This is a genomic window from Prevotella sp. P2-180 (assembly GCF_002251435.1).
Taxonomy (GTDB): Bacteria; Bacteroidota; Bacteroidia; order Bacteroidales; family Bacteroidaceae; genus Prevotella.
Window position 1 is genome coordinate 35,813 of the sequence record NZ_NPJI01000023.1, and the last position, 12,138, is coordinate 47,950.

At 42.6% G+C, this 12,138-nt stretch carries 10 protein-coding genes; 7 read left to right on the top strand and 3 right to left on the bottom strand.

Annotation, left to right across the window (positions count from 1 at the left end):
- Window positions 1–12: 12 nt before the first annotated feature.
- Window positions 13–645 carry an HAD family hydrolase gene (locus tag CIK98_RS03130; protein ID WP_094382827.1) on the bottom strand — a complete coding sequence of 211 codons (633 nt, stop codon included), beginning with the start codon at window positions 643–645 and terminating at the stop codon, window positions 13–15.
- 468 nt (window positions 646–1,113) lie between these two features.
- Between CIK98_RS03130 and CIK98_RS03135 the strand changes: the two genes are divergently transcribed.
- Window positions 1,114–2,757 (top strand): response regulator, encoded by a 1,644-nt coding sequence (locus tag CIK98_RS03135; RefSeq protein ID WP_172409796.1) that lies wholly within the window; start codon window positions 1,114–1,116, stop codon window positions 2,755–2,757.
- Here CIK98_RS03135 and CIK98_RS03140 read toward each other — a convergent pair.
- Complete coding sequence (locus CIK98_RS03140) at window positions 2,722–4,143, bottom strand: sodium:solute symporter (protein WP_094382829.1); 1,422 nt, start codon at window positions 4,141–4,143, stop codon at window positions 2,722–2,724. The genes CIK98_RS03135 and CIK98_RS03140 overlap by 36 nt on opposite strands.
- A 6-nt stretch (window positions 4,144–4,149) precedes the next feature.
- Window positions 4,150–7,554 (bottom strand): transcription-repair coupling factor, encoded by a 3,405-nt coding sequence (mfd, locus tag CIK98_RS03145; protein ID WP_094382830.1) that lies wholly within the window; start codon window positions 7,552–7,554, stop codon window positions 4,150–4,152.
- A gap of 131 nt (window positions 7,555–7,685) precedes the next feature.
- On the opposite strand from mfd, the gene CIK98_RS03150 reads away from it, so the two are divergent.
- The 6 genes from CIK98_RS03150 to CIK98_RS03175 all read left to right on the top strand — a co-directional run bounded on the left by CIK98_RS03150 (window position 7,686) and on the right by CIK98_RS03175 (window position 12,134).
- The gene (locus CIK98_RS03150) at window positions 7,686–8,435 is read left to right on the top strand and encodes a polyprenol monophosphomannose synthase (protein ID WP_094382831.1); all 750 of its coding nucleotides are present in this window, start codon (window positions 7,686–7,688) and stop codon (window positions 8,433–8,435) included.
- 345 nt (window positions 8,436–8,780) lie between these two features.
- Window positions 8,781–9,095 carry a T9SS type A sorting domain-containing protein gene (locus tag CIK98_RS03155; RefSeq protein ID WP_172409797.1) on the top strand — a complete coding sequence of 105 codons (315 nt, stop codon included), beginning with the start codon at window positions 8,781–8,783 and terminating at the stop codon, window positions 9,093–9,095.
- Window positions 9,095–10,702 carry a L,D-transpeptidase family protein gene (locus CIK98_RS03160; RefSeq protein WP_253249626.1) on the top strand — a complete coding sequence of 536 codons (1,608 nt, stop codon included), beginning with the start codon at window positions 9,095–9,097 and terminating at the stop codon, window positions 10,700–10,702. Before CIK98_RS03155 ends, CIK98_RS03160 begins: the two co-directional genes overlap by 1 nt.
- A 29-nt stretch (window positions 10,703–10,731) precedes the next feature.
- Window positions 10,732–11,280: an RNA polymerase sigma factor gene (locus CIK98_RS03165; RefSeq protein ID WP_094382833.1), complete on the top strand. Its 549-nt coding sequence runs from the start codon at window positions 10,732–10,734 to the stop codon at window positions 11,278–11,280.
- 40 nt (window positions 11,281–11,320) lie between these two features.
- On the top strand, window positions 11,321–11,680 hold the full coding sequence (locus CIK98_RS03170; RefSeq protein WP_094382834.1) for a hypothetical protein: 360 nt from the start codon (window positions 11,321–11,323) through the stop codon (window positions 11,678–11,680).
- 19 nt (window positions 11,681–11,699) lie between these two features.
- On the top strand, window positions 11,700–12,134 hold the full coding sequence (locus tag CIK98_RS03175) for a hypothetical protein (protein WP_141210383.1): 435 nt from the start codon (window positions 11,700–11,702) through the stop codon (window positions 12,132–12,134).
- Window positions 12,135–12,138 lie beyond the last annotated feature (4 nt).

The following is a 12,138-nucleotide window of genomic DNA, read 5'->3' on the forward strand; positions in this document are numbered from 1 at the left end:
TATCGTCAACTATCAAACAATATCCAGCAGACTATGAAAATCAGATATGACATAATCAGCCTTGCTCAATTCCTCAATATTTCCATTTCCGTATGTCACGCCACAAGTTTTCACACCTGCGTTTTTTCCCATATCAATATCAAAAATTGTGTCGCCAACAACAAGCACGTCAGACTTATCGTCGTCAACGCGTTTTAGAATGTTGTAGACCATGTCTGGGGCGGGTTTAGCATTTGCCACATCCTGAGAAGTTACAACATAGGAAATGTAGCGCAAGATATTCATCTCCTCAAGAAAAGCATACAAGGTGTCTGAACCACGACTGCTTGCCACAGCAATGACAATACCCATGGCATACAACTCTTCAAGAGTTTCTTTTACCTGAGGAAAAAGTTTTACTACGCCTGGCTTATTGTTTTCAATAAACAATTGTCGGTATGTATTGTCACAAGCATTTGCTTTCTGCTCATCCATAGGAATGAGAGTTGTGAAAGTTTGTCGTAATGGAAGTCCAATTACAGAGGAGCATTCTTTCTCACTCTTGACTGGCAAGCCAAGTATCGACATCGTCTGCTGCATAGTAGATACAATCAGATGTTTGGTATCGGCTATAGTTCCATCAAAATCAATTATAATAGTATTCATATCTTTAAATTGTTGGGTTCAACGTTTGATTAATTCTGTATTGGCTATTCATGACTGACATTTTAGTTTTTTCGAAAAAGCCTCGCTTCTCAGCGAAGCTTTTCGATACTAAACTAAATTAATCAACCATAAACCTTAACCATTTACAAAATATTGATAATACATAAATTATATCTTTTGCTTCATTTTTTATCTTACGATGCAAAGGTAATATGGTTTTAAGAAATACAAGTTCAGTATAAGCCAAATAAGGTTTAAAAATCGATATTCTAATAAAAATCAAACCATATTTCACTAAAAACAAACAAAAAATTGATATATTTGCAATATTTCTTGGTTTCAATATCTATTTTTCGACTTTTTTATGTATCTTCGCAACGCAAAAACAGAAACGCTAACAATTGGAGATAAATCATGAATATAATCATAAACACATTAATTTTAATTGTTGTAATCATATTTCTGATTATGACAAGGCACCTGTATATAAGAAACCAACGACTCAAGAACAAGGATCAACTAAACATGATCTTCACCAGTATTACCCACGAACTGCTGACTCCACTTACCATCATATCCGCCTCGGTGGAAAACCTGAGAGAGAGAGAACCTGGATATAAAAAGGAATTCGATCTTATGGACCTGAACATACAACGCTCTGTAAGGTTACTCCAACAAATACTAGAAGCCAGTAAGGCATCAGACGGAAGACTAAAGCTTCTTGTGGCCAAAGGCGATGTGATGTCATACATACGCGAAACTGCAAGATGTATCATACCACTGGTGATGAAGAAGGGAATACAGTTTGACGTTAGGTGCAACCCAAAGAGCATGATAGGATGGATAGATACCGACAAAATTGATAAGATAATATTTAACCTTCTTTCCAATGCAGTAAAGTTTTCAGACAAAACGAATGCCCGAATTCTTCTTGATGTATCAACCAACAATTATTACGATGAAGTGATAATAGTGGTGGAAGACAATGGATGCGGAATACCCAAGAATAGACAGAACAATATTTTCGAGACATTTTACGACGGAGAATACCGACGGTTTAAAGTCATAGGCAACGGTATCGGCCTGTCACTAACACGCGACCTTGTGAGACTTAATGGAGGAACAATAACATTCGAGTCCAAGGAAAACATCGGCACTAAGTTCATCGTAAAACTGCCTATAGGAAAGGAAGCTTTCACTCCTGAACAAATTGACGAATCAAACATGGTAAACATCGACAATGTACAAAACGCCATTTTCGACTTCCCCTACTCCACCACTGATACCTTCAATGCCGAACCCACGAACCAAGAAACCGACGACGATAAATATCGCCTTCTGCTTGTGGAAGACAATACAGAGTTGCTGATGCTTATGAAACTGCTACTATCGGCGAAATACAAGATTTTCACGGCTTCCAACGGAATAGAAGCTATAAACGTCATACAAACAACGGAAATAGACATTATCGTTTCCGACGTGATGATGCCTGAGATGGACGGTTGGGAACTTACCAACAAGGTGAAGAGCGACTCTGAATACAGCCACCTGCCCATCATACTGCTTACGGCACGGACACAGGAGGAAGACAGGAAAAAGTCGCTGCTCGTAGGTGCAGACGACTACGTCTGTAAACCATTTAAGATAGGTGACCTTCAGCTAAGGATAGAAAACATCGTGACCAACAGACGAAGGATACAATCAGAATTCTCGTCAAAATCGATGGAGGAAATTGAAGAAGAACAGATTACCTCACCAGAGCAAGAACTTGTGGCAAAAGCCATAGAATGCGTAAAAAGAAACATCAGCGACAGCGAATACGACCGTAACAGCTTCGCTGCCGACATGGGTATGAGCTCCTCGTCGCTCTACAACAAACTGAGAGCCACCACAGGGATGAGCGTTAGCAGTTTCATACGCGACATAAGAATGAAGGAAGCCTGTAAGCTAGCAAAGAAGAACCCTTCCATACGTATTAGCGAACTGGCTTACCTTGTGGGATACAAGGACCCAAAATACTTTGCCACATCATTTAAAAAAGAAATGGGCATGCAACCTTCTGAATACATCGAGAAACTATTTTCTTCCAATGCTAAGGAGCCAAAGTCCTGAAAAGGTCAAGGTTCCGTTAAGCATCAGAAGCTCATAACCAAAGCGATAGTTCCAAAGAGACTGCGAAACACTATCTACCACAAAGCAAAGCACTGGAGAGGATAGCGCCACCACCGGCACCCATCGCCCCAAGGGTATGCGACGGGTGAATAAGGCAAACGCAAAAAGTCCCAACAACGGTCCGTATGTATATGAACACATTATATATATGGCATCTATGACGCTAGTGGAATTGACCAGTTTGAAGCATATTATAAACGCGGCAAAAATAAACGCAAGCGAGAAATGCACTTTCTTGCGGAACGACTCATCGGAAGGACGGTTGAAAATGTCTACACAACAACAAGTAGTAAGAGAGGTCAAAGCAGAGTCGGCACTGCTGAACGATGCGGCCACAATACCTATGGTAAACATCACAAGCACCATCTGACCCATATATCCAGAAGCAGCAAACATGGGAAGCAGTTCGTCGCCAGTATGTGGTAAGGCAATGCCATTACCCTCGGCAAGCATCACAAGCATCACGCCAAGAGAAAGAAATAGGAAATTGGCTGGGAAAAAGGCAAATCCATAGGTACACATATCTTTTTGAGCCTCACACAGGGTCTTGCAAGTCAGGTTTTTCTGCATCATGTCCTGATCTAAGCCCGTCATTACCACTACTATGAATATTCCGCTCAAGAATTGTTTCCAAAAATATTGGGTGGAACGTGGATCGTCGAATACGAATATCCGGCTCATATCACTCTCGTTAACCTTTCTGAATACTTCTGTAACCCCAGAACCTAATGACTCCGACGCAGTGAGGACAATAAGCACGAGAGCGGTGAAAAGACAGGTGGTCTGAAAGGTGTCGGTCCAAACCAAGGTTTTGATTCCTCCACGGCGTGTGTAGAGCCATATCAGGAAAACCATGGCCACGACAGTGACGTAAAAAGGTATGCCTAAGGTATCAAACACATATTGCTGCAATATGATACACACCACATAAACCCTCACCGCCGCTCCTGTCATTTTTGAAAGTATGAAAAACCACGAGCCAGTCTTATAAGCCTCAGTACCAAGCCTCTTGTCAAGATAAGAATATATGGTGGTGAGATTATGACGATAATAAACAGGAAGAAGTACAAAAGCCACGGCAGCATATCCTAAAATGAATCCAAGACAAGCCTGCAAGTAAGTCATGTCTGAACGCATCACCATTCCCGGCACCGACACAAACGTGACACCAGAGATTGAAGCACCCACCATGCCGAAAGCTACCATATACCATGGCGACTTTCTGTTTCCTCGAAAGAAAGTGTCGTTGTCTGCATTTTTGTTTGTCAGTCTGCTAAACAGGAAGAGAGCAGCAAAATATATTAGTATCGTAAGTAATATCATCATGATAGGTCAATCCTTTACATTCTGATTAATGATTGCTTTCAGCAAGTCTACAGCCTCTACCACAGTCTTTACGTTATCTATCACCATAGAACGTTTTCCGTTTACTTCCCTAAGATTGCAACGTCTGGGATAGGCGGCAATAAAGTCCAACAACAAGCCGAAGGTCTGACTTTGGTAATATGAACTGTTTGGATTGCTTACGAAGAAGAGAGTCATACGCTGCTTCTTGAGTATGATTTTTTCACAGCCGAGACTTTTTCCGTAGCGTCTAAGAGGCACCACCAGTATGAGTTCTTCGGCCACTGACGGTATTTCTCCGAACCTATCTACGAGACGGCCTCTGTATCGAGCCATCTCGTCATCGTCTTTCAGACTATCTAGTTCTCGGTATAGAAGCATTCGCTCACTGTCTTTAGGTACATAATTGTCTGGGAAATACATTTCTATGTCGCTTTCCAAGGCACAGTCGTCAACGAAGAATTCTCCCGCCAGTTCGTTGTCCTTCACCTCTTCGGAATAAAGGTCGGCAAACTCGTCATTTTTTAATTCCGTTACTGCCTGATTAAGAATTTTTTGATAAGTCTCATATCCCAAGTCGGCAATAAAACCGCTTTGTTCTGCACCAAGTAGGTTTCCCGCCCCCCTTATGTCGAGGTCCTGCATCGCAATATTAATGCCACTTCCGAGTTCGCTGAAATTCTCCAAGGCTTCCAGCCTTCTGCGCGCTTCTGGCTTTAGTGCCGACAGTGGTGGAGCGAGCAGATAGCAGAAGGCCTTGCGGTTGCCACGTCCCACACGTCCGCGCATCTGATGCAAGTCACTGAGGCCGAAATTATGAGCTCCATTCACTATTATTGTGTTTGCATTAGGAATGTCTATGCCGTTTTCAACAATAGTTGTAGAAAGTAGCACGTCGTAGTCGTAGTTGGCAAAACCTAAAATGATTTTTTCCAATTCTTCGGGCTTCATCTGTCCGTGTCCGATGACAATACGTGCGTCGGGAACGTATTTGGTTATCATATCCCCGATGCGTTGCAAGTCGCTGATTCGGTTATTCACGAAATATACCTGTCCGTTACGACTCATCTCAAAATTCACTGCATCGGCTATGATTTCAGCACTAAAAGAGTGAATCTCTGTCTGTATGGGGTATCTGTTAGGTGGCGGGGTCTGTATCACGCTCATGTCTCGTGCTCCTACGAGCGAGAACTGTAGTGTACGCGGTATAGGGGTGGCCGACATTGTCATTGTGTCGACATTGGTTTTCATTTGTCTCAACTTTTCCTTTGTCGACACACCAAACTTTTGTTCCTCATCAATGATTAGCAGTCCTAAATCCTTAAATTTCACAGACTTTCCGATCAACTTATGAGTACCTATAATAATGTCTATCTTTCCATCTGCCAAGTCGCGCAACACCTCGTTGGTCTGCTTTGTTGACTTAGCCCTTGTAAGGTAATCGACCCTAACAGGAAAGTCTTTCAAACGTTTTGAGAACGTCTGAAAATGTTGGTATGCAAGCACTGTTGTCGGCACAAGCACCGCCACTTGCTTTGAGTCACAAGCAGCCTTGAAGGCAGCACGCACTGCCACCTCTGTTTTTCCGAAACCCACATCACCGCAGACGAGTCTATCCATTGGTTTCTGACTCTCCATATCAGCTTTCACCTCATTTGTGGCACGCAGCTGGTCTGGTGTGTCCTCGTATAAGAAACTTGCCTCTAGCTCATGCTGGAGAAAAGAGTCGTGACTGAAGGCGAAGCCCTTCTCATGCCGTCTGCGAGAATAAAGTTTTATCAAGTCTCGGGCAATGTCTTTAATTTTCTTCTTGGTACGCTCCTTGAGTTTCTCCCATTGTCCGGTGCCAAGAAGGCTTAAGCGCGGAGCATCTCCGTTATCCTGCGCCTTGTATTTCGACACCTTATATAAAGAATGTATGGACACGTAGATAGAGTCGCCATTTTGATAAATGATTTTTATCATTTCCTGATAGCTGTCTCCTTGTGGCATTCTCACGAGTCCGCCAAACTTGCCTATGCCATGGTCTACATGCACCACATAGTCGCCTATTTCAAACTGTCGTATTTCCTTAAGCGTGAGCGCCACTTTGCCGTTGCGTGCCTTGTCGGAGCGCAGGTTGTACTTATGGAAGCGGTCGAATATCTGATGGTCGGTGAAGAAACATAGCTTCAGGTCGTTGTCTACAAAGCCCTCATGAAGGGTTTTATCTACAGGCACAAACTCGGTCGACGGGCCAAGTATCTCCTTGAGTCTCTCCTGTTGTTTCTGGCTGTCGGCAAGAATGTATAATTTATAGCCACGCATTAGCATTTCGTCCATCGTCTGCTTCATCAGCTCAAAATTCTTATGAAAGAGAGGCTGCTGTGACAATGAGAAATGTATGATGCTATTAGTCATCCTCGCCGAGCGATGTCCGAATTCCACGGTGCGGAAATTTAGAAGCATACGTCTGAAATCCGACCCTTTCACAAGTTGGGACTCACGCCTCATTTGTTCAATTATTTCATCACGTTCCATCTCAGTGGCCGTTTCCATTTTTTCGGCCATGGCCTGTTTCGAAAAGCCCTCTTCATATATAGCATCAACCCTCTCGACCACATACTGCATGTCTCGCAATGCTATCACCGTGTTTTCTGGCAAGAAGTCGAGCACTGGTATTTTCTTCTCCTTGCACATGGTCAGTTCTGGCACGATGTTTATCTGTTCACGACGTTCGTTAGACAACTGGGTATCTACCTCAAAGGTACGTATCGAGTCGATGTCGTCTCCAAAGAAATCTATTCGGAAGGGATATTCACATGAAAAGGAGAAAACATCAATAATGCTTCCACGCCTGGCAAACTGTCCTGGTTCGTAGACATAGTCCACTTCCGAGAATCCATAATCGAGAAGATTCTTCACCACATCCCTCACGTCTATTGTCTGTCCCACGCTCAACGAAAGGGTGCGGTCGTCGAGCTGACTGCGCGACACCACAAGTTCTGCCACAGCCTCTGGATGTGTCACGATATAAAGCGGTTCGTCGTTCTTTTTCCTTGCCGTTTGGGCATTAATGGCAGCAAGAACTTCTGTACGGAGAATTTCACTGGCAGAGTCACGCTGACCATACTTCACTGCCCTCCTGAACGATGATGGAAAAAAAAGCACACGACTGTCGCCCATCAATTGTGTCAGGTCGTGATAGAAATATCCAGCCTCGTCGGCATCGTTGAGTAAAAATAAAAAGGTGGCAGACTGGCGCTGGGCCAAAGCAGCAAACACCAATGGCGCAGAAGACGCGACCAACCCGTCGAGGAAGATGTTCTTTATGCTCCCATCCCCCACGACATTAGCCACAGCCGAAACTTTTGACGACTTGGCATATAAAATCTGTAAATCCTGTATTGTCATTATGCTTTCAATAGACCAGCAACGCTAATCTTTTGCAAAATTACTTATATTAGTCGAAAAAAACAAAAAAAATGGCAAATAATTTTTTTATTCCACCATTCTTCGCTATTTTTGCAACAAAAATTTTAAAGATGGAGCATTATAGTGATAGCATTATCATAATTCCTACATACAATGAAAAGGAGAATGTCGAGAAAATAATACGTGCAGTATTCAATCTCGACAAGTGTTTTCACATACTCATCATCGACGATGGTTCACCTGATGGTACGGCAACCATCGTCAAGAGACTCATGACTAACGAGTTTTCCGACCGTCTGTTCTTAATCGAACGCAGCGGCAAACTCGGCTTGGGTACAGCCTATATTCGCGGCTTCAAATGGGCATTGGAACACCAATATGAGTATGTGTTTGAAATGGACGCAGACTTTAGCCACGATCCATCAGACCTTCCACGCCTCTATTCCGCCTGTCATGACGATGGCTATGACTTGGCCATTGGCTCGCGCTACGTTTCAGGAGTGAACGTTGTAAACTGGCCTATGGGGCGTGTCCTTATGAGCTATTTCGCGTCAAAATACGTACGGTTTGTCACTGGATTTAAAGTTCACGACACCACAGCCGGATTCAAATGCTATCGTCGGAAAGTGCTCGAGACCATGGAGCTTGACAAAATTCGCTTCAAGGGTTATGCATTCCAGATAGAAATGAAATTCACGGCCTACAAAATAGGATTTCGCATAAAGGAAGTACCCGTCATCTTTGTCAACCGACGCGAAGGCACCAGCAAGATGAGCGGTGGAATATTCGGCGAGGCCTTTTTCGGCGTAATGCGTCTGAGATGGGACGGATGGACTCGTCGCTATCCAAAGATAAAGTAGTATGAACCATTGCTTCCTTAGAATTCCACACTATACATCATTTAAGATTAAGACACCAATTTAGGGCAATTAATGAATGTAACGTGTAAAGTGGACAAACCAGACGTCACAACGACGGCAAAGAGACGTTACGTTTATTTGAACGCAACGTCTCTTTCTTCAAAGTCACACTTGCTACACATGCTAAACATCTTATATAATGTGGTAAATATTTGAGATTTATTGCCCACAAAACGTTAAAATAACATAAATACGACAATAATATAACCTCCTTCTATATTTTTTTCTTTAAAAAACTTGGCTGTATAAATAAAACGTACTATCTTTGCAGAAAATATGAAAACGATGAGAACATTTTTACACGCAATAATTATAGCGGCCACACTCGCAGTGGCAGCCCCTACACAAAGCATTGCCTCTACAAGCATTGCTGAAATGACGATGTCAGCTGATGAATGTAAGGCAAGAATTGTTGTAAACCAGTCGACAGTGACCATTGAGGGGCTTGCCGGAAAAACCCTTGAGGTCGTATCACTCACAGGACGCCTTGTTATGAAAACAAAAATCGAAAGCAATTCACAACAGGTGGAGCTCAACGTGCCTAAGGGATGCTACATTCTAAAAATTGACAATATCGTAAGGAAAGTATCTATTTCCTAATGAACAATAGTGGAATATACAGACATCTGAAAACTACAGGAAGAAAAAACAAGAGTATTGTCTACTTCATTACAATACTTTTGCTCTCCACACTTATATCAAATTGCAAAGAACAACAAAATAATCCAAACAAAAACATACAATTATCACAATTTGACGAACTCAAAGACCAAACGCTGTCACTCGATATAAGCAAAATGCGACAACAATGCCGTCATCTTGCCATAAATGACAACGACTCTACTCAAACTGACCACATTACACGAAAATTGTATAAAAGCGAGTTCACACCAGTGTGGGTGAACAGATATGGCGTAGACTCATGTGCCGATACTCTGTTGGCTTATCTGAAGACCGTCAACCAAATTGGATTTTCCGAGAAAGCTTTTTTCACACGCAAGTTAGAAAAAGACCTTAAGCGTCTCAGGTTACTCGACTTTGGAGACCAAGACATAAACACCATTGCGGCACGGCTGGAATATCATCTGACCAAAGCCTTCCTCAGATACTGCACTGGCCAACGGTTCGGATTCACCAATCCATATAGTAGCCTAAACCACCTTGACCCCATAGCCGACGACTCCACCGTACGCATAAAAGAATACAGACATCTGTTTGACATACCAATAGAACGTCCCGACAAGGCATTCTATTCTGACGCACTCAGAAATGTTGTGGAATGCAAAACAGCCGAGTTCTTACATTCGGTACAACCGGACAACACCACGCTGGAAGAGTTAAGACAAATGCTCAACACCGTTGCAGACAGCAAAAAGAAGCGGAGAATTCTCTGCAACATGGAGAGACACAGATGGAGAAGGACACCACTGGCAACAAGCGACTTAGGGCGAAAAGTAGTAGTGAATATCCCTGCATTCACTCTATATGCATACTCACCAGACTCGGTGATGACAATGAAAATTGGGTGCGGTTCGACAAAGACTAAAACGCCACTGCTCACGAGTCAGATAAGCCGAATGGACATTAATCCGCAATGGAACATTCCTATGAGTATAATAAAAAAAGACGTGGCAAAACATGCAGGCAACAGCCATTACTTCGACAGTCACAGATACTTTATAGTAGAAAGAGAGACAGGCAAACGCATCGACCCGTCGTCTGTCACTACAGAAATGCTCAAAAGCGGCAAATACAGAGTTACCCAAGAAGGAGGCAAAGGAAACTCGTTGGGAAGAATAATATTCAGATTCAACAACAATTTCTCAGTTTATCTTCACGACACTTCAAACAGAAAATTTTTCAGTCAGGCTGTAAGAAGCGTATCACATGGTTGCATAAGAGTGGAAAAACCATTTGAACTGGCACAATTCCTGCTAAACGACAATGTCGACGAATGGACACTCGACAAAATAAGGATATCGATGGACATGACTCCACAGACCGACAAGGGAATAAGATATGTGAGCGACACGACAAGAAGCAGGAAACTCATTAATTCCAAAAGCCTACAACCCAACATACCTCTATATATAATATATCAAACAATGTCAAAGACATCCAGAGGTAACTGGGAAACATATCCCGACATCTATGGATTCGATGCTGTGACAAGCAGACAACTCGCTCCATTCCTGGACGACAAATAGCATTAATCATTTGAACACCACCAATACACATGACGATAACAACCAACGACTCCCAGATAGCCACGAGACTGCTTGACCCCAAAACAAGGCGGGCGGCCTTCGAACAAATGGTAGACATCTATAGCGAACAGCTTTACTGGCAGATAAGGCGTCTCGTCTTTGTGCATGAAGATGCCGACGACATTCTCCAAAACGTATTCCTAAAGGCATGGAAGAACATCGATACATTCCGTAACGACTCAAAACTCTCCACCTGGCTCTACCGTATAGCCTTGAACGAAAGTGTAGACTTCATTCGCAAGAAAAAAAACGAGACCTCACTGCCAGCCGTAGAAGAATCATTGGCACAAAAACTTATGGCTGACGAGTATTTTGACGGCGACGAAATACAAGCCACACTGCAAGAAGCCATTGCCTCACTACCAGATAAGCAACGCATAGTATTTACAATGAAATATTTCGAAGAAATGAAATACAGCGATATGAGCAATATCTTGGGTACGACAACAGGAGCCCTGAAAGCCTCATATCATATAGCAGTAAACAAGATATGCGAATTTTTCAAGCTTCGCAATTAAACCTTTATTAATTATCAACGTCAAAAAGAAAAAAAACATCATGAACGAGCAAGAGAATATCATAAGAAACAAATTCGGTCAGGAAAACCATTTCAGAGTGCCGGAAGGATATTTCGACAATCTGAAGACAAAAATAATGGATAAACTGCCAGAAGACAACATAACTGTACAACGCAGGACTGTTAGACTCTGGAAGCCTTTGGCTGCTTGTGCTGCCTGTGCAGTAGGAGTGATAATGTCGGTTGCCATTTATTTCACAAACAACGACCAACAGGCAGTTGAGGCTACAGCAGAGAATCACACAGAGCAACTGTCTGAACATGACAAATATATCGACACCGTAGCCGACTATGCCATGATGGACAACGCAGACATAATTGCATGCCTCAACGAAGAATAACAAAAAAAAGGAGAAAAATATGAAACGATTATTTCTTACATTAATTTCGATAGCCTTCTTACTTCTTACGGCCTCTTCACAATCTCGTGACAAGAGACTGTCTAAAGAACATTATCAGGCACAACTCGCACAGTTCATTATTCAAGAAGCCCAGTTTACTGCAAAAGAAGCTGCTGATTTCAGAGTAATATTCAAGGAGATGCAGAATAAGCAGCGGAAAACATTCGAAGCAATGAAAGACATTTGGCATAAACCAGGACGGGGCGAGAAAGAATGTGCTGAAGCCATTAGACAGAAAGACAAAATGGACATAGAGTTGAAAAACCTTCAACAGCAATACCACAACAAATTGCTGAAAGTCATGCCTGCCTCAAAAGTGTTTAAAGCTATTATTGCCGAAGACAAGTTCCACAGGCAAATGCTGAGAAAATGGAGCAATAAACCAAAGAAATAGGATT

Bases quoted from the DNA above. Each gene is read 5' to 3' on its own strand.
- CIK98_RS03130 (WP_094382827.1), bottom strand. From the start codon at position 645: ATGAATACTATTATAATTGATTTTGATGGAACTATAGCCGATACCAAA.
- CIK98_RS03135 (WP_172409796.1), top strand. From the start codon at position 1,114: ATGACAAGGCACCTGTATATAAGAAACCAACGACTCAAGAACAAGGAT.
- CIK98_RS03140 (WP_094382829.1), bottom strand. From the start codon at position 4,143: ATGATGATATTACTTACGATACTAATATATTTTGCTGCTCTCTTCCTG.
- mfd (WP_094382830.1), bottom strand. From the start codon at position 7,554: ATGACAATACAGGATTTACAGATTTTATATGCCAAGTCGTCAAAAGTT.
- CIK98_RS03150 (WP_094382831.1), top strand. From the start codon at position 7,686: ATGGAGCATTATAGTGATAGCATTATCATAATTCCTACATACAATGAA.
- CIK98_RS03155 (WP_172409797.1), top strand. From the start codon at position 8,781: ATGAGAACATTTTTACACGCAATAATTATAGCGGCCACACTCGCAGTG.
- CIK98_RS03160 (WP_253249626.1), top strand. From the start codon at position 9,095: ATGAACAATAGTGGAATATACAGACATCTGAAAACTACAGGAAGAAAA.
- CIK98_RS03165 (WP_094382833.1), top strand. From the start codon at position 10,732: ATGACGATAACAACCAACGACTCCCAGATAGCCACGAGACTGCTTGAC.
- CIK98_RS03170 (WP_094382834.1), top strand. From the start codon at position 11,321: ATGAACGAGCAAGAGAATATCATAAGAAACAAATTCGGTCAGGAAAAC.
- CIK98_RS03175 (WP_141210383.1), top strand. From the start codon at position 11,700: ATGAAACGATTATTTCTTACATTAATTTCGATAGCCTTCTTACTTCTT.